General features: G+C 40.4%; 15 protein-coding genes and 1 pseudogene. 6 read left to right on the top strand and 10 right to left on the bottom strand.

Going from position 1 to position 17,815, the window contains the following annotated elements; all coding sequences use genetic code 11:
• Positions 1-41: 41 nt before the first annotated feature.
• A complete protein-coding gene (locus ABLC00_RS14930; RefSeq protein WP_004885463.1) occupies positions 42-2,921 on the bottom strand; it encodes a valine--tRNA ligase in 2,880 nt (959 codons plus the stop codon).
• 196 nt (positions 2,922-3,117) lie between these two features.
• Between ABLC00_RS14930 and ABLC00_RS14925 the strand changes: the two genes are divergently transcribed.
• From ABLC00_RS14925 to ABLC00_RS14915, 3 genes are read left to right on the top strand one after another with little or no spacing between them, the layout of a single operon-like run.
• Positions 3,118-3,795, top strand: a complete 678-nt coding sequence (locus ABLC00_RS14925; RefSeq protein ID WP_004885464.1) for a hypothetical protein — start codon at positions 3,118-3,120, stop codon at positions 3,793-3,795.
• 25 nt (positions 3,796-3,820) lie between these two features.
• Entirely contained in the window at positions 3,821-4,627 is an 807-nt protein-coding gene (locus ABLC00_RS14920) for an SDR family NAD(P)-dependent oxidoreductase (protein WP_004885465.1), read from the top strand.
• A 54-nt stretch (positions 4,628-4,681) separates the two neighbouring features.
• Positions 4,682-5,116, top strand: coding sequence for a nuclear transport factor 2 family protein (locus ABLC00_RS14915; protein ID WP_004712224.1), 435 nt, complete (start codon positions 4,682-4,684; stop codon positions 5,114-5,116).
• On the opposite strand, the gene ABLC00_RS14910 is transcribed toward ABLC00_RS14915, so the two are convergent.
• The 9 genes and pseudogenes from ABLC00_RS14910 to ABLC00_RS14870 form a co-directional block, all read right to left on the bottom strand.
• On the bottom strand, positions 5,113-5,547 hold the full coding sequence (locus tag ABLC00_RS14910; protein ID WP_006580394.1) for a YbjQ family protein: 435 nt from the start codon (positions 5,545-5,547) through the stop codon (positions 5,113-5,115). The two genes, ABLC00_RS14915 and ABLC00_RS14910, sit on opposite strands and share 4 nt — an antisense overlap.
• Positions 5,548-5,554: 7 nt before the next feature.
• A complete protein-coding gene (locus tag ABLC00_RS14905; protein WP_002051367.1) occupies positions 5,555-5,905 on the bottom strand; it encodes a YbjQ family protein in 351 nt (116 codons plus the stop codon).
• Positions 5,906-6,014: 109 nt separating this feature from the next.
• Positions 6,015-7,469 carry a multidrug efflux RND transporter outer membrane channel subunit AdeK gene (gene adeK, locus ABLC00_RS14900; RefSeq protein ID WP_002051147.1) on the bottom strand — a complete coding sequence of 485 codons (1,455 nt, stop codon included), beginning with the start codon at positions 7,467-7,469 and terminating at the stop codon, positions 6,015-6,017.
• Positions 7,469-10,645, bottom strand: a complete 3,177-nt coding sequence (gene adeJ / locus ABLC00_RS14895) for a multidrug efflux RND transporter permease subunit AdeJ (RefSeq protein ID WP_004885467.1) — start codon at positions 10,643-10,645, stop codon at positions 7,469-7,471. Before adeJ ends, adeK begins: the two co-directional genes overlap by 1 nt.
• Before the next feature lie 12 nt (positions 10,646-10,657).
• On the bottom strand, positions 10,658-11,908 hold the full coding sequence (gene adeI / locus ABLC00_RS14890; protein WP_004885468.1) for a multidrug efflux RND transporter periplasmic adaptor subunit AdeI: 1,251 nt from the start codon (positions 11,906-11,908) through the stop codon (positions 10,658-10,660).
• Positions 11,909-11,932: 24 nt separating this feature from the next.
• A complete protein-coding gene (locus tag ABLC00_RS14885; protein ID WP_002051172.1) occupies positions 11,933-12,559 on the bottom strand; it encodes a phosphatase PAP2 family protein in 627 nt (208 codons plus the stop codon).
• Positions 12,560-12,743: 184 nt separating this feature from the next.
• Positions 12,744-14,804 (bottom strand): site-specific recombinase, encoded by a 2,061-nt coding sequence (locus ABLC00_RS14880; protein ID WP_004885469.1) that lies wholly within the window; start codon positions 14,802-14,804, stop codon positions 12,744-12,746.
• A 14-nt stretch (positions 14,805-14,818) separates the two neighbouring features.
• Complete coding sequence (gene sdsA, locus ABLC00_RS14875; protein WP_004885471.1) at positions 14,819-15,796, bottom strand: All-trans-nonaprenyl-diphosphate synthase; 978 nt, start codon at positions 15,794-15,796, stop codon at positions 14,819-14,821.
• 46 nt (positions 15,797-15,842) lie between these two features.
• A pseudogene (locus tag ABLC00_RS14870) lies at positions 15,843-16,142 on the bottom strand (hypothetical protein).
• Positions 16,143-16,238: 96 nt separating this feature from the next.
• Here ABLC00_RS14870 and rplU point away from each other — a divergent pair.
• The 3 genes from rplU to lolA all read left to right on the top strand — a co-directional run bounded on the left by rplU (position 16,239) and on the right by lolA (position 17,762).
• Positions 16,239-16,550: a 50S ribosomal protein L21 gene (gene rplU / locus ABLC00_RS14865; protein WP_000271409.1), complete on the top strand. Its 312-nt coding sequence runs from the start codon at positions 16,239-16,241 to the stop codon at positions 16,548-16,550.
• A gap of 18 nt (positions 16,551-16,568) precedes the next feature.
• Positions 16,569-16,826, top strand: coding sequence for a 50S ribosomal protein L27 (rpmA, locus tag ABLC00_RS14860; protein WP_000201632.1), 258 nt, complete (start codon positions 16,569-16,571; stop codon positions 16,824-16,826).
• 240 nt (positions 16,827-17,066) lie between these two features.
• Entirely contained in the window at positions 17,067-17,762 is a 696-nt protein-coding gene (gene lolA / locus ABLC00_RS14855; RefSeq protein WP_002051355.1) for an outer membrane lipoprotein chaperone LolA, read from the top strand.
• Positions 17,763-17,815 lie beyond the last annotated feature (53 nt).

Below are 17,815 nucleotides of genomic sequence, written 5' to 3'. Positions count from 1 at the left end.
ACCTGTTTGCACAGATTCTGGGTTTATTCGACTAAAAAAGCTTAAAGCGCAGCAATTTGCTCCATATTCGCTTTAACTTTATCTAACTGCGCAGCAAACTCAGCAAGCTTCGCTTTTTCACCTTCAACAACCGCTGCCGGTGCTTTAGATACAAAGCCTTCATTTGCAAGTTTATTTGCAATTTGGTCGTGTTGCTTTTGGATTTTATCCAAGTCTTTTTGCAAACGGCCAAGCTCAGCTTTAGGGTCAATTAAGCCTTTCATTGGTACAAATACCGATGCATGACCTACAACACTTGAAGAAGAAAGCGGTGGTTCTTGGTCTTTACCTAAGAACTCAATACTTTCAACTTTAGCCAATGCTTTGAACAATGCTTCAATACGAGTAATTTGTTCACGTTCAGCATCAGAAATGTTTTGAAGTAATACTGGTAATAAACGCGCATTACCTAAGCCCATTTCACCGCGAATGTTACGTACCGCACCAATCAAACCTTGAAGCCATTGCATATCTGCTTCAGCTTGTTCATTGATTTTTGCTTGCTCAGGAATAGGGTATTGAGCAGTCATAATCGTTGGGCCGCCTTGACCAAGCATTGGAGCAAGTGTTTGCCAGATTTCTTCTGTCAAATACGGCATTAACGGATGAGCCAAACGTAATGAAGCTTCCATCACCGCAAGCAATACACGGCGTACTTCAGCTTTACGCTCTTCTGAAACTTCTGCATCGTTCAGAACCGGTTTAGTTAACTCAACATACCAGTCACAGTATTCATTCCAGATAAAGTCATAAATCGCTTGAGCAGCAAGGTCTAAACGATACGTTGCAAACGCTTGATGCACAGCAGCTTCAGCTTTTTGCAGACGGCTCATAATCCATTGTTCTGGAAGTTCCCATAGATCAGGGCGAGCTTGTTGACCAACGGTTTGACCTTCAACATTCATCAGAACGAAACGCGTTGCGTTCCAGATTTTGTTACAGAAGTTACGGTAACCTTCAACACGTTTTAAGTCGAACTTGATGTCACGACCAGTGTTTGCAAGGGCACAGAACGTGAAACGAACTGCGTCAGTACCATAAGCATTAATGCCTTCTGGGAATTCTTTACGCGTTGATTTTTCAATCTTCGCAGCATCTTTCGGGTTCATGAGGCCAGTCGTACGTTTTGCGACTAAGCTTTCTAAATCAATACCGTCAATCAAGTCTAATGGGTCAAGTACGTTACCTTTAGACTTCGACATTTTTTGACCTTCACCATCACGTACCAAGCCGTGAACGTAAACAGTCTTAAATGGAATTTGAGATGAACCATCTTCATTTTTCATGAAGTGCATGGTCATCATGATCATACGGGCAACCCAGAAGAAGATAATGTCAAAACCAGTCACTAACACATCAGTTGGGTGGAAAGTTTTGAGTTCAGGTGTTTGTTCTGGCCAGCCTAAAGTTGAGAATGTCCAAAGTGCAGATGAGAACCATGTATCAAGTACGTCTTCGTCTTGTTTAAGCTCAACATCAGCCGCGATGTTATTTTTCGCGCGAACTTCGTCTTCGCTACGGCCAACATAGATATTGCCATCTGCATCGTACCAAGCTGGAATACGGTGACCCCACCAAAGCTGACGTGAAATACACCAGTCTTGAATGTCACGCATCCATGCCATGTACATGTTGCTGTACTGCTCTGGAACAAACTTAATACGACCATCTTGAACCGCTTCAATTGCAGGCTCAGCAAGAGGTGCAATTTTTACGTACCATTGGTCAGTCAATAATGGCTCAATAATCACGCCAGAACGGTCACCGCGTGGCGCTTTTAAGTCATACGGTTGGATTTGGTCTAACCAGCCTTCAACTTCCGCTTGAGCAACTAGTTTTTTACGTGCTTCAAAACGCTCTAAACCAGCATAATCTGCAGGTGCAGTAATGGTTTTAGAAATTTGTTCACCAGCTTTGGCAATGTATTCAAACTCACCTAAAACTTCAGCGTTTTTGTTGAAGATATTGATGATTGGCAAGCTATTGCGTTTACCTAACTCATAGTCGTTAAAGTCGTGAGCAGGCGTGATTTTTACACAGCCAGTACCGAAGTCTTTTTCAACGTAGTCGTCAGCAACGATTGGAATTAAACGACCAGTAATTGGCAATACAATATTTTTACCAACAAGGTGTGCATAACGCTCATCTTCAGGGTGAACAGCAACAGCAGTATCACCAAGTAATGTTTCAGGTCGAGTCGTTGCAACTACGAGATAGTCTTTGCCATCTTGAGTTTTAACTGATTTATCTTCAAAGAAATATTTAAAGTGCCAAAGTGAGCCTTTTTCTTCTTTGCTTTCTACTTCAAGGTCAGAAAGGGCAGTTTGAAGTTTAGGGTCCCAGTTTACAAGACGCTTACCACGGTAAATTAAACCGTCTTCGTGCAAACGAACGAATACTTCTTTAACTGCGTTTGATAAACCTTCATCCATCGTGAAGCGTTCACGTGACCAGTCTACGGACGAACCTAAACGACGAATTTGTTTGGTAATTGTGCCGCCAGATTGTTCTTTCCATTCCCAAACTTTTTCGATGAACTTTTCACGGCCTAAGTCGTGACGAGTTACACCTTGTAAGCCAAGTTGACGCTCAACCACCATTTGAGTTGCAATACCAGCATGGTCAGTACCCGGTTGCCACAAAGTGTTTTTACCCATCATACGGTTATAACGGGTGAGGGCATCCATAATGGCATTGTTAAAGCCATGGCCCATGTGCAAACTACCAGTGACGTTTGGTGGTGGAATCATGATACAGAATGATTCACCGTGACCAGAAGGTTTGAAGTAACCTTGTTCTTCCCACGTTTTGTACCACTTCTTTTCGATCTCGGTTGGATCGTAGGTGGTGGCAATATTTTGAGCGGTTTGAGCGTCAGTCATAGTAGCTTAGATCGAATATGCATAAAAAATTGCATCTATTGTAGCAAAAAAATGCCTCGAAATTAATGTGCTGAAAACAGATAAACGGTTTTGTATTTTTTTCAAAAAACGGTAGATTTATGAAGCATGGATCACAAGTTAATCGTGTAGCGGCACGGCAGAAAAATTACAAAAGAATTGATAAGGGATGCGATATATGAGCTACAAAGTTTTTTTAAAGATTTCCGATTCAACCTATATCCAATTTGCTTCAATTCGAGAGAAATTACACGCAGGGGTAAAAGAAAGCCAATCTAAAGCATTGGGTAGTGTTCTTTCCGATTTATCTTGTGAAATTATTGAGCAAGTTTTCTCAGTATTGTTAAAGGATGAGCAAGACAACTCTACCATGACTGAAAAACAGCGCCATGAGTCCGAGAAAGTTCTTCAACAAATTTTAGATACTTTCCGAAAATATATGCCTTGGTCAGTCTCTTTTTTCGGCAATGAACGGCTATTACCTTTGGTTGATTATATGACATCACTTATGAAAGAGCGTGAGCACGATGTTTATATTACTTACCCAATCACACCACAACTTGTGCAACAGGCCCAAACACTGACTGAACAAATACGTGCGGGCAATATGCAAAGCGTAGAAGAAGCTTTTCAGACCTTGATTCAAATTGTGGATTTAGGTGTAACAAGCCTAGTACGTGAACCTAAAAAACGTTTAAAATTTAATTTGGTTGTCGACAAAACCCTAAATGGGGTCATTAATATGACAACGCATTTGGGCTATAAACGTTTGGAAAAATTGGGGACGCAGGTTGATCAGACCACAGCAACTCATTATATCAATCACTTTTTGGCCTTCATGCATCAAGCAGCATAATTTAAAAAGATAATAGGAAGTCAAAATGGCCAAACTTGATACTTTGCAAAATAAAGTGGTGTGGATTACTGGAGCATCTTCCGGTTTAGGTAAAGCTTTAGCTGGTGAGTTTGCTTTGCAAGGGGCTCAAGTGATTTTAACTTCGCGTCGCTTTGAAGAGTTAGAAGAAGTTCGCGTTGGTTTACTCCATCCGGATCAGCACTTATCGGTAGTTGCAGACATTACCAATCAAGAGCAAGTTCAAGAGGCTTATGAGCAGATTTTAAAAGCAAAAGGACGAATTGACTGGCTTATTAATAATGCAGGTTTAAGTCAGCGTGCTCTAATTCAAGACACCACAATGGAAACTGAAAGAGCCATTATGGAAGTCGATTATTTCTCACAAGTGGCATTAACCAAAACTGTGCTACCGACCATGCTTAAACAAAAGTCTGGCCGAGTCGTATTTGTGTCGAGTGTGGCAGGCCTTCTAGGTACGCAGTACCGTGCAAGTTATTCGGCTGCTAAAGCTGCTATTCACATGTGGGCCAACAGTTTACGTGCCGAAGTTGCCGATCAGGGTGTTGAAGTTTCTGTTATTTTCCCGGGCTTTGTAAAAACTAATGTTTCGTTTAATGCGTTAAATGGCGCAGGGCAACCTCAAGGCCATCAAGATGAAGCAATCGAAAATGGACTAGAAGCCGATGTTTTTGCAGAACAGTCAGTTAAGGCATTAATGCAAGGACAAGAATATATCGTGGTAGGCGGTACTAAAGAAAAATTAGGTGTGATGGTTTCCCGTATGTCACCGAAATTACTCTATAAAATGATTCGAAAAACAAAAGTGAAATAAAAAAGAGATTTTGCCGTGCTAAATTGATGGAAAAACCCACATAGAAGGTTCACCATGGATCAAGACTACCATCGTATCTTAGACGTTGTTACGCGTTTTCAATTGGTCTTTGACCAGAAAAATTGGGATGCGTTCGATGAGTTATTGGCCGATCAACTTGAGGTGGACTATTTCCAGTTTAGAGGGGAGCCTTTATGTGTGGTGTCTTGTCATGAATATAAAGGTTCGCGGCAACAAGCTTTGTCACATTTGCGACTACAACATAATTTGAGTAATCCTCTTATTCGGATTGAACAAGACCGAGCATGGCTAGAGTGTAATTATCAAATTTACCGTTTTTCTGAAAATGATTATTTTCATTCTTTTGGTCGCTATTATTTTACCTTGGCAAAACAACAGGACAAATGGAAAATCACTGGAATTTGCCAACACTTAACTAAAAATATTGGCAATCCACGTATTCACTTTTCTGCTATGGGGCAGTGCTAGTCTTTGACTGCTGTACCATAAGCAAAAACTTCAACCATTCCGCCTTGCATACCGAGTTCGGTTGTACTCAACCGAACTCCCATAATATGGTTAGCATCCGCATTATGGGCTTGCTGTTTTAAACGAATAATCGCTTCACGGCGAGCTCGTTCAACAATGCTTTCATAACTGGTCAGCCGACCCCCTAAAACATTTTTTATAGAAGCCAGTACATATTTAAAGTAGTCGTGAGAAATGACTACATTACTGCTAATAAAATGGCCTAATTGATCACTCGTTGCAAAACGATTGGTATCAATTCTGATATGTGCAAATTGTTGCTCTTTTTCTAGAAGTTCATTTAAATGTTTTCGTTCAATATGGCGGCCAAAAGCCCAACCAATACTGAAAAGAATAAGAAAAATAACAAGCTGAAAAATAAGATTGTCCATTTTCTACCTATGCATTAAATGGATCGGGTAGATGAGGTGCTTGGGGCTGCACAACGACTGCTGTGCCATATACAAATAACTCGGAAGCACCTTGGGCAATGTTTGAAGTTGAAAAACGAATGCCAACAATTGCGTTAGCACCAAGTTGCTGTGCCTTAGCAATCATGCGATCCATTGCTTCTTGGCGGGATTCTTCTAAAAGTTCGGTGTAGCCTGTGAGTTCTCCACCTACAATATTTTTTAAACTTGCCATGAGGTCACGGCCTACATGTTTACTACGAACAGTGCTGCCATATACAACATCAAGTTGTTTTAAAATTTGATGGCCTGGAACGCTTTCTAAATTACTTAATAACATTGTTTTTTATCAATCAAAATTTATTAAGGTTTCAAGATAAAAAATATTCACATTGGTTGCAATAAAAAAGCCCACCGAAGTGAGCTTTTATAAGAATGTGATTTAAAGCTTATTGCTTTTTCAGTTCAGCACTTGATGGTTGATGTACCACTGTATCTGAAGTGTTTGCTTTTAAACCGCCACCTAGAGTTTTATATAACTCGATTTGGTTGTTTAAGTTTGCTTGTTGAAGCAATAACAAACCTTGTTCAGCTGAATAAGATGAACGTTGTGCATCGAGAACTGTCAAGTAACTATCAATACCTGCACGGAAGCGGGCATTTGAAAGTGTGTAGTTGCGGTTAGTTGCTTCTACTAAACGTTGTTGAGCTGTTAAACGTTCACCAATGTTGGCACGTGTCGCAAGTGCATCATTAACTTCACGGAATGCAGACTGAACTGATTTTTCATAATCAGACAATGCAATTTTCTGATCGGTTTCAGAAATTTTTACATTGGCACGACGAGTACCCCAGTCAAAGATTGGTAAATCTAAGCTTGGACCAATTGACCATGCAAAACCACCAGACTTAAATAGATCACTTAAGTCAGTTGATGCATAACCTGCTGAACCCGTTAAGCTAATGGTTGGGAATAAACGTGCTTTTGCTGCACCAATATTCGCACCCGCAGCGCTTAAGTTATATTCGGCCGCTTTTACATCTGGACGGTTATTTAACAAATCACTTGGTAAACCAGCAGTGAATACATTTTGCTGAGCAATACGTTTCACAGGCTGTGTCGGTAACAAGTTTTGTGCAACTGGTTGGCCTACAAGTAAGTTCAACAAGTTTTGTGCTTGAGCAATTTGAGTTTTGTAGTTCGCTACATCGTTACGCGCAGTTTCTACAGAAATCTGTGCCTGACGTAATGGAACTTCACTGTCGATACCTACATCAAAACGTTTTTTGTTGAGATTGTAAGAATCTTGCTGCGCTTTAAGTGTTTGCTCTGCAAGTCTTAAATTCGCCGTTGCAAACGAATAGTTTAACCATGCTTGAGCAACTTGACTGATCAAACTGATTTGAGTCGAATCACGTGCACTTTGTGTTGAAAGGTAATTATCTAAAGCAGCGTCTTTTAGACTACGAACACGGCCCCAGAAATCAAGCTCATAAGCAGTTACACCCAAACCTACTTGGTAAGTAGAGTAGGGGTTATTCGGATCACGACTTGGCGTAACCTGACGAATTGCACTACCACTTGCTCCGATTGTTGGAAGCTGGTTGTTCTTCGTAATCTGATACTGCTCTTGAGCACGTTCAATATTGAGCGTTGCTTTACGTAAATCACGGTTATTCGCAAGAGCCAAGTCGATTACTTCAAGCAAACGTGGGTCAGCAAAGAACTGTTTGTAGCCCTGTTCAGCAATAGATGTACCAGAAGCGCTGTTATATGCATAGCTCTGTGGAATATCGGTTTTCACGACTGGTTCTGGGCCGCGCATGCTTTGACAAGCTGCCAAAGCAAGCGCAAGTGCAGATACCGCAATGCTACGACCTGAAATAGACCATACTTTTTGCATCACGATTTATGCTCCTGAGTGTTTATGGTTTTTGGTTTGTACTTAAAGATACTACGAATCCACACATAGAATACAGGGATAAAGAAGATACCTAAGAATGTCGCGCTGAGTACGCCACCAAGTACACCGAAGCCTACCGAGTGCTGACTTCCTGCACCAGCACCTGTTGAAAGTGCAAGCGGAAGTACACCAAAACCGAAGGCAAGGGTTGTCATGATAATTGGACGTAAACGCATTTTTGCAGCATGTAAGGTTGCGTCAAGTAGATCTTCACCTTTCTCTTGCAGCTCTTTTGCGAACTCAACAATCAAGATCGCATTTTTTGCAGAAAGACCAATTACCGCAATAATCGCTACCTGGAAGTAAATGTTATTCGAGAGATTTGGATCTCCTTTAATAATCATACCCAAGTAAGTCAATACAATCGCACCAATGACACCAAGCGGTACCACAAGTAAAACCGAGAACGGAATTGACCAGCTTTCATACAATGCAGCCAAGCAAAGGAATACGATTAACAATGAAAGCGCATATAAGAATGGCGCTTGAGCACCAGACTCACGTTCTTCAAGTGATAAGCCTGTCCATTCATAGTCGAAACCTTGTAAGCCCATAGATGGTAACTTACCAATAATTTCTTCCATTGCTTTCATGGCATCACCAGAACTCACGCCAGGTGCAGGTGTACCTTGAATGTTAACCGATGATACGCCGTTATAACGTTCAAGACGTGGAGAACCATATGTCCATTTGCCAGTAGCAAATGCCGAGAATGGAACCATCTCACCTTTGTTATTACGTACATACCACTTGTTTAAATCTTCAGGCATCATACGGCTACCCGCATCACCTTGAACATAAACTTTTTTCACACGACCGCGGTCAACGAAATCGTTAATGTATGAACCACCCCAAGCAATACGCATTGTATTGTTGATGTCAGCAATGCTAACACCCATAGCACCAGCTTGAGCCTGATCTACATTAATTTGATATTGAGGCGTATCTTCTTGGCCATTTGGACGTACACCCATGAGGCGTTTATCTTGCGATGCCAAGCCTAAAATAGTGTTACGTGCTGCAATTAGTTTCTCATGGCCTTGACCACTTGAATCTTTAAGCTGCAAGTTAAATCCGGCAGTTACACCCAATTCAGGCATTGCAGGAAGCTGTAACGGCATAACATATGATGCATCTTTAATGATCATGTTTAATGCCATACCACGCTTAATTAATGCGCCGATTTGGGTTTCCGGTGAAGTACGTTTGCTCCAGTCTTTCAACTTAACGAAGCCAATACCAGCGTTTTGACCCACACCTGTGAATGAGAAACCAGAAACAGTGAAAATTGATTCTACTGTGTCTTTTTCATTCATAAAGAAGTTTGTCATGGTGTCAATCACTTTACCTGTACGGTCAAGCGTTGCATTTGGTGGTAATTGAACAAGTGTCATTACAACACCCTGATCTTCTTCTGGTAAGAATGAAGATGGGAGTTTTTGGAACAAGAAGACTAAAAGGGCAACTACAACAGCGTACAGCACGCCAGAGAAGATTTTGCCTTTAAGCATGCGGCTAACACCATTTTGGTAGCTGTGCGACATGCGGTCAAAACCGTTGTTAAAGCTTCTAAAGAAACGCGCGAAGATATTATTGCTTGGTTCTTTATTTGGATCATGCTGTTTTAGAATAGTCGCACAAAGTGCAGGTGTGAACGTCAACGCTACAATTAACGACAGTACCATTGCAGTTACAAGGGTAATCGAGAACTGGCGGTAAATTACACCTGTTGTACCACCAAAGAAGGCCATTGGTACGAATACCGCTGTCAATACACTGGTAATACCCACTAACGCACCAGAAATCTGCTGCATTGAGCGTGAAGTAGCCGTAACCGGATCAGTATGATCTTCACTCATTACACGTTCAACGTTTTCCACTACAACAATAGCGTCATCGACCAGAAGACCGATTGCCAATACCATAGCGAACATGGTTAAAGTGTTAATTGAGAAGCCAAAAATATTAATAACAGCAAATGTACCTAATACAACCACTGGAACTGCAAGCGTTGGAATAATCGTTGCGCGCCAGTTTTGTAAAAATAGGAACATGACAATGAATACCAAAATCACGGCTTCAATTAATGTGTGTACTACACTTTCAATTGAAAGACGGATAAATGGAGTTGTGTCATAAGCTAGTTTATCTTGTAAACCTGCTGGATAGTTCTTACGTAATTCAGATAAACGTTGTTCAACAGCAGCTGCCGTATCCAGTGCGTTAGCACCTGTAGCAATTTTAATTGCAAGACCACCTGCTGGTTTACCATTAAATTTCGAGTCGAACTGATAGTTATCCGAACCTAACTCTACGCGAGCCACATCTTTTAAACGAACTTCAGCACCAGATGCTGTGTTCTTTAAAAAGATATTTCTAAACTGCTCAGGAGTCTGTAACAAGCTTTGAGCATTCACTGTTGCGTTAAGTACTTGACCTTGTACAGCAGGCGCACCACCTAACTGACCTACAGCAACTTGCGAGTTTTGTGCTTGAAGCGCAGTCGCAATATCACTAGGAGTGAGTTGGTAACTTGTTAACTTGGCTGGATCGAGCCAAATACGCATTGCGTATGAACCACCAAAGACCTGAACTTCACCCACACCAGCAACACGGCTAAGCGGCTCTTTAATTGAAGAGTTTACGTAGTCTTTAATGTCTGAGTCTGAAAGGCTGTTATCTGGTGAATAAAATGCAATAACTTGTAGGAAGCTTGCACCAGATTTAGTAACTGTTACACCTTGACGTTGTACATCTTCAGGTAGAAGCGCAGTTGCAGATTGCAATTTGTTCTGAACCTGAACTTGTGCGATATCAGGGTCAACACCTTGTTCAAAGTTTAATTGAATAGATGCTTGTCCGTTACCAGCACTGTTAGAAGAAATATAACGTAAACCATCGAGACCATTCATTTGTTGTTCAATGATCTGGGTTACGGTGTTTTCAACTGTTTCAGCCGATGCACCAGGATAAGTCGCAGCAATGGTGACTGTCGGTGGTGCAATCGTTGGATACTGTGCAATAGGCATTTTTGTTAGCGTGAGAATACCCGCCAACATAATGACTAATGCAATCACCCACGCAAATATGGGGCGATGAATAAAAAATTGTGCCATTCAATCTACCCCTTATGCATTTGAAGCTGCTTTCTGTTCTGCTTGAGGTTTACCTGATTGAGCCGGTTTCGCAGCACTTGGAGCTGCACCTTGAGGATTTGCTGGTTGAGCTTGATAAGGTTTTGCTGTTACTTGTTGCCCTTCTTTGACTTTGGCAACGCCATCAACAATGACTTTATCGCCAGCTTTTAAGCCGTTAGTCACAATCCAGTTTTGTCCTTGAACACCTGAGGTTTCAATTGGACGACTCTCAACAGCCCCTTTGGCATTAACAAGCATTGCTACAGCTTGACCTGTAGGTAAACGTGTAACCGCAGCTTGAGGAATCAGATAAGCATTTGGAACAACACCCTGAACAATTTGTGCAGTGGTATACATACCCGGAAGCAATAAATGATTCGGGTTAGAGAATACGGCACGTAAAGTAATTGTTCCTGTATCTTGGTTTACAGAAGCGTCAGAGAAAGCAAGTTGGCCTTCGATCGGGTAGGTAGAACCATCTTCAAGCTTTAATTTTACTTTCGTATTGTTACTGTTGTTCAAACTGCCTTTACTTAATTGTTGACGTAAACGTAACAACTCAGCGCTAGACTGATTAATATCAACATAAATTGGATCTAACTGTTGAATCGTCACTAACGCATTAGTCTGATTTGCAGTAACTAAAGCACCAGCCGTTACTGATGAACGTCCAGATTGTCCAGAAATAGGAGAGCGAATTGTAGAATAACCAAGATCTACATTTGCATTTGTTACTTGAGCCTTAGCTGCTGCAACTTGTGCTTCTGCAACATTAACTTGACCAAGTAAGTCATCATATTCCTGTTTAGACACAGCATTACTAGAAACAAGTTGTTTATAACGATTTAACTTGGTACGTAGTGAAGCTAGATTTGCCTGTTGTTGTAGGAGTGATGCTTTTGCATTTTCTAACGTTGCACGGTTCGTTCTAGAGTCGAGCTCATAGAGTGCCTGACCTTCACGAACATAACTTCCTTCAGCAAATAAGCGCTTTAAAATCACGCCACTTGTTTGAGGACGAACTTCAGAAATTTGATATGCTGAAGTACGGCCTGAAAGCTCAACGCTTTGTTCAACACTTTGTGGTTGAGCAACAATAACACCTACTTCTGCAGGCGGCATTTTCTGAGCAGCAGCAGCTTGCTGTTTCTCATCGGAGCCTTTGCTACAACCAACAAGTGCGATACTTGTTGCTAATGCGCAAGCAGTAAGGGCTGGTGCCCAAAGCTTAGCCGACATCATTGTTCCACCTCGTTTAGATAAAATCTAAAAATATATTTGTTTTCTACTTAACCTACTTTGTGTTTGTAATAACCAGAGCCAAAGCAGTGCAATCCAAATAAAACCAATGCCCCAACCAGCGAGTACATCTGTTGGGAAATGAACTCCTGCATATATTCTTGAAAGCCCCATACACACAAACCAAAGACAGGAGATCAAAACAATATAAGGAGAGTTAATGTTGTGCTTACGGCATAACATAATCATTGCCAGACAAGCTAGTGTTGATGCATAAACACTATGTGCACTTGGGAACGATGCACCATAACTTTCAACAATATGATATGCCTCAGGAGGTCTAGGCCGGTTAACACACCATTTGAGCAGCCAACCAATGGTGATACTGCCAAAAACTCCCAAGCTAATGAAAATAACAGTAATATATTTTTTATACCATGCTAAATATACACATATTAGAAAGGATAAAAAACATACAAAAGGCATGCCGCCTATGCGTGCAAGAAAGGTGGTTATAGTATTAAGATAATCTAAACGATGGTGACTCAATGTTTGAACGGTGAGCAAGTCCAAAGATTGAAGACTTGGCACAAATAGACCAAGAATACCTAATCCTAAAAAAACGCAACCAATACAAAGCAATAGATAGGGCATATACACACCTTTGCTTATTCATGTAGTTTTCTACTACTGAACGCCGTTGAAAGTGTACTTGCCAGTACACTTTTTTTCAAGCCTGATAGATCATCGTAAATTCATTTTGAAATTTTTTTAACATTTGGAAAAACAATCACAACAAAATTGACGGATATCACATTTTGTGTACAAAGCAAAACAGTTAGTGTTCTGCTTTTTTTCCACTATTGGCTTGGGCATTTTCTTCTAATTCTAAAGGCTGTTTTGGAGGCCAGAAGAAGTCGCTCGGACGTGTAAGAAAATGGGTCATGACCAGTTTAGCCAAAGGTTTCCATTGTTCAAAGCGTACTCGGCGTGCGCGTAGAGCCACAATAATCGTTAAAGTGAAACTCACAAATAAGTTCGTGAGACCGATACAGAGTACGCCTAAAAACGAAACAATAATCAAGCCAATATCTGGACTACCGTTTATAGTCATTAAACCTTGAATAAAGTTTGCTGATGCAAAGGCAATATGTCGGATATCTAGAGGTAAACCTAAAATAAAACCTATTGTTCCCATACTTCCTAGCATGACACCAAATAGAAAGTTACCCGCAAGTGCACCTAAATTACGTTCAATATATTCTGCAAAACGATTAAGACGTTCTTGTCCAAATAAATTGCGTAGTCGGCGATGAGCTTTTAAACGCGGTCCTACTTTTCGGTAAACTGCCATGTTATCGAAGTAACCAGCAATCAGGCCTGATAAAAACAAGCAGACTCCTGCAATTGCTGCATGAGGAACAGCTAACGACGTAAAAGGATTTAAGCTATGTAATAAATAGGTTGCTTTGGTATGGGTTAATAAGGGCTCATCAAGATAGAACTGCCAAGCAAAGGTAATGAGTGCAGCGGTAGGAATCGCAATCGAGATATTACCCAAAATAGCAATAAACTGAGTTCGAATAATATTGATAATAAGCGCTGCTAATTCTGCAATTTGTGCAGTTTTAGAACCTTTACGTTGCTGTACAGTTGCAGCGAGTGCAGCAGCGGTCATTGCTGGCTGTTTTGTTGCAACTGTAAAGTGCAATACGTGAATTAGAATAAAGCCAAGAGAATAGTTCATACTGAACGTAAAGGCTTGCATGAGTGGCGCCATCGTCATTCGTGCAGCAAGAATCTTTAATGTTGCCATACAGGCGATAATGACACCTGCACCGGCAGCGGCTTTATACATTCCCCAAAAGCCTTTAGTATCTGTACTTACATAGTGCTCACCGGTACGGCTCGCATTTTCTGTGACTTGAAAGGCAATAAGCTCACTAGTCGTGCTAAGTAAAGAACGGACGCTTTTTTCACTATAATGAGCTTTAGTTAAGTCCGAAATTAAGTTTCCTAAAGAAACGTAACGTCCTTCGCTGTTATCAACAACCAAATAGAGCAATAATTCAATTCGGTCTAAACATTGTTCAAGTAAGGACAATAGATATGTCAAACTTAAACTAACACCAATTCTTTTTGTTGCTCGACGTATCTTTAAAACGACATCCCGACATTGTTCCAACATTACAAATGCTTGAGATGCATCTGGAGGTACAGTTACCACAGTGTCATCTTGAGAAATATCTTGTTTTTTATATTTTTCGATAAACTCAATAATTTCACGATTCTGTACTAAAAACGGCGATTCATATTCAGTTAGCTCAGGCTGAGCATTAATAAATTCAGGATAAAGCCCAATACCACTAATACGATAAGATAGAACCGTAATAGCCTTGATCATTTCTCGCTGAATGGCATGTTTTTCTTCAACATTACTATTACTTTGCCCAATTAGACCGAATAAGGTTGCCCAATCCTTGTCATCAACATTGTTTAACCAGACTGAATCACTTTCTAAATAGAAAATTTTTCCAATTAAAATTTTGAGTTGGCTTGCATCTTCAATAAGCGGTAGAAAATGGCCGCCAAGTCTTTGCCCAAGCTGGTTCCAGAAACCATCTAAAGACAAAATACCGCTATCTGCATATAAGCTCACTTGCTTATATTGATTAATTAAACGTAATAAAAAGGTTTGTAAAAGGGCAGGAGCGGTAGGAGTAAGTAATAAGCTGTCAATAAATGCTTGTATTTTTTGCTCTATCTCATCCGTATCATGAGGATCGGATGGCCGTAAGGCATTGACTAAGTCAATGAGGATATTTTCGTCGATAACAGCTTGAGGGTTTTCAAGCTGTTTCTGGATTTTTAAAAAATGATCTGAAAAATTTATATGCATAGGCAAAATAATATCTACTGTATTCGATGTAATGCAAGCCGAGTGAGGTTAATCAATGCTTGGCGATAAGGTGTATCAGACAAGATTGATAAGGCTTGCAGTGCTGCTTCTGTTTCTTCTTGGGCACGGCGCTGGCAATAATCTAAAGCACCAGACTTTTGCACAATTTCAATTACTCTGGTTAATTGGTCAACCCCACCTGTCGCAATACTACGACGAATAATGGCGTGTTCTTCACCAGTTGAATGTGCTAATGCTGAAATTAACGGTAAAGTCGGTTTACCTTCCATTAAATCATCACCAATATTTTTACCTAATGTTTCAGCATCTGAAGTGTAGTCTAAAATATCGTCAATAATTTGGAATGCATTTCCGAAATGACCTGCAAATAATCTTAAAGGTTCACGATAAGCTTCTTGTCCCGCCAAAATGGCAGCACCTTCAGTTGCAAGTTCAAATAAACGAGAAGTTTTCCCGTGAATAATTTTTAAATATGTTTCTTCGGTTGTATCTGGTTGATGCTGAGATTGAAGCTGTAATACCTCACCTTCAGCGATTTCACATGTACCTGTTGAGAAGTCTTTTAATAAGGTCATGTTGTTTAAATCAACCAATAAGTCAAAAGCACGGGCAATAAGGAAGTCACCCACTAACACGGCAGTTTGGTTGTTCCAAGTTGCGTTGGCAGTAGGACGACCACGGCGAAGCCCCGATTCATCGACCACATCATCATGCACTAAAGTTGCGGTATGAAGCATTTCAATAATGGCAGCCAAACGCTGTGCATGTTGCATATTGTCGAGGCCACAAGCGCGTGCTGCAAGTAAGCACATGATTGGACGCATACGTTTGCCGCCAGCTTCAACGACATGTTTACTCACTGACATGACCAAGCCGACTTTTGAGCTAATTCCTTCATTAATCAAGTGATCCATCGCAGCAAAGTCTGTAGCAACAGGAGCGAGAATGTCTTGCTTAAAATCGATGACCATATGAAGAAAAACCCCGTATTGGTGATAAGTGGCGTTAGTGTATCAATTAAAAGTGCATTAAACAGGGAAACAAGCAATTGATATGAATCATTTGTATGTTCATGAAGAGTTCTTTGTTCTTTATTTCGGCAAAACGGTGTGTTTCCGACAAAACAATAAATTTTAATAACGTCAACATGAATACAGCTTGTTCTTGTTGCAAGTTGTGTTTGGAACTGTATTTTAAATTTCATTCAGAATCAATGAAAAGTACTAAATTCGAATTTAAGCTGTTTTTATTATGTAAGAATAGCGGTCTCTATTGCCCAGATAAAGATAAAGCACTTGTCGTTTGATCAAATTTCACTTAAAATCTGTCGCCTTGTATAACCCCAGTGGCGTTCGTTTTAAGATCGATATATCCCTTTATCGGCACGACGACACGGGCTGATTGGAGTACGTTATGTACGCAGTAATCCAAAGCGGTGGTAAACAGCACCGTGTAGTTGAGGGTGAAACCCTTAAAGTTGAATTATTGAAGGCTGAATCTGGCGCAACTATTACATTTGATGATGTATTAATGGTTGTAAACGGTGACAACATTCAAATCGGTGCTCCAGTTGTAGCTGGCGCTAAAGTAACTGCAGAAGTGATTGGTCATGGTCGTCACGACAAAATCCGCATCATCAAAATGCGTCGTCGTAAACACTACCGTAAGCAACAAGGTCACCGTCAATGGTTCACTGAGTTGAAAATTACTGGTATTTCAGGCTAATCACGAGGAGTAAGAGACATGGCAACTAAAAAAGCCGGTGGATCGACGAAGAACGGTCGTGATTCAAACCCAAAAATGTTAGGTGTTAAAGTTTACGGTGGTCAAACTGTAACTGCTGGTAACATCATCGTTCGTCAACGTGGTACAGAATTCCACGCTGGTGCAAATGTTGGTATGGGCCGTGACCATACTTTATTTGCTACTGCTGACGGCGTAGTAAAATTCGAAGTGAAAGGTCAATTTGGCCGTCGCTACGTAAAAGTTGAAACTGTTTAAGTTTTAGCTTAAGAAAAAGCCCACATTTTGTGGGCTTTTTTTATGGAATTTCATTAATTTTATCTTCATCATGATGAATGAAATTCTACAAACTATATGAACAACATAACAAAATATCTTATTTTCTCAATGATTAGCACAGAGTTTGTCGGTTAATATGAGTCTTGAATGAAGAGCTTGTTTGGCTGAGTTAAATTAAAAGCGAACAAGTTATCTTACAGCAACTAAAAAGGTGATGACATGAATATGCTTCGTAAAACCATGTGTGCTATTACACTCAGCGCCTCAGTGCTTGCTCCTGTAATGAGTACTACAGCGTTTGCTGCACCAGTAGCAGCACCGGAGCAACAGGCAATTGGGAACCTGGTAAATCAGTTATCAGGATTACAGCGTTTAACTGCTGATTTTGAACAAACAACCAAAGCAAATACAAAAGCTGTAGCACAGAAAAAAGGTCTAGGTGCTCAGCATATGAACCAGACATTTAAAGGTTCAATGAAAGTTGAACGTCCGGGGAAATTTTATTGGGAAACTGTGAGTCCGTCTAAACAAACTATTGTGACAAGTGGTAAAACAGTATGGATTTATGACCCTGATTTACAGCAAGCTGTACGTCAAAGCTTAGATTCGCAAGTAGCCGATACTCCAGCTTTATTGCTCTCTGGTAATACTAGTCAAATCATGAAGTCTTACCGAGTGACTCAGCCAGATAAATCTAAATTATATTTCACTTTATTCCCGAAAAAAGAAGATGGAGCTTTCCAAAGCTTAACTATTAGTTTTGGTGCCAACAAAGCACCTACGTTAATGGTATTACAAGATTCTTTAGGTCAAACCACTTACGTGAAATTTAATAATGTAAAAGTGAATGCCTCAATTCCAGCTTCAACTTTTAATTTTACACCACCAAAAGGCACAGATATTATTGATCAATAATTATTGTGCTTCGTTAAGAAAGCCACCTAAAAGGGTGGCTTTCTTTTTATATA

The organism is Acinetobacter nosocomialis (genome assembly GCF_041021905.1).
In the GTDB taxonomy this organism is placed as follows: domain Bacteria; phylum Pseudomonadota; class Gammaproteobacteria; order Pseudomonadales; family Moraxellaceae; genus Acinetobacter; species Acinetobacter nosocomialis.
This window is presented reverse-complemented; position numbering and strand designations above follow the sequence as displayed.

Coding starts and splice junctions, on each gene's coding strand:
- ABLC00_RS14930 (WP_004885463.1), bottom strand. CDS start 2,921: ATGACTGACGCTCAAACCGCTCAAAATATTGCCACCACCTACGATCCA.
- ABLC00_RS14925 (WP_004885464.1), top strand. CDS start 3,118: ATGAGCTACAAAGTTTTTTTAAAGATTTCCGATTCAACCTATATCCAA.
- ABLC00_RS14920 (WP_004885465.1), top strand. CDS start 3,821: ATGGCCAAACTTGATACTTTGCAAAATAAAGTGGTGTGGATTACTGGA.
- ABLC00_RS14915 (WP_004712224.1), top strand. CDS start 4,682: ATGGATCAAGACTACCATCGTATCTTAGACGTTGTTACGCGTTTTCAA.
- ABLC00_RS14910 (WP_006580394.1), bottom strand. CDS start 5,547: ATGGACAATCTTATTTTTCAGCTTGTTATTTTTCTTATTCTTTTCAGT.
- ABLC00_RS14905 (WP_002051367.1), bottom strand. CDS start 5,905: ATGTTATTAAGTAATTTAGAAAGCGTTCCAGGCCATCAAATTTTAAAA.
- adeK (WP_002051147.1), bottom strand. CDS start 7,469: ATGCAAAAAGTATGGTCTATTTCAGGTCGTAGCATTGCGGTATCTGCA.
- adeJ (WP_004885467.1), bottom strand. CDS start 10,645: ATGGCACAATTTTTTATTCATCGCCCCATATTTGCGTGGGTGATTGCA.
- adeI (WP_004885468.1), bottom strand. CDS start 11,908: ATGATGTCGGCTAAGCTTTGGGCACCAGCCCTTACTGCTTGCGCATTA.
- ABLC00_RS14885 (WP_002051172.1), bottom strand. CDS start 12,559: ATGCCCTATCTATTGCTTTGTATTGGTTGCGTTTTTTTAGGATTAGGT.
- ABLC00_RS14880 (WP_004885469.1), bottom strand. CDS start 14,804: ATGCATATAAATTTTTCAGATCATTTTTTAAAAATCCAGAAACAGCTT.
- sdsA (WP_004885471.1), bottom strand. CDS start 15,796: ATGGTCATCGATTTTAAGCAAGACATTCTCGCTCCTGTTGCTACAGAC.
- rplU (WP_000271409.1), top strand. CDS start 16,239: ATGTACGCAGTAATCCAAAGCGGTGGTAAACAGCACCGTGTAGTTGAG.
- rpmA (WP_000201632.1), top strand. CDS start 16,569: ATGGCAACTAAAAAAGCCGGTGGATCGACGAAGAACGGTCGTGATTCA.
- lolA (WP_002051355.1), top strand. CDS start 17,067: ATGAATATGCTTCGTAAAACCATGTGTGCTATTACACTCAGCGCCTCA.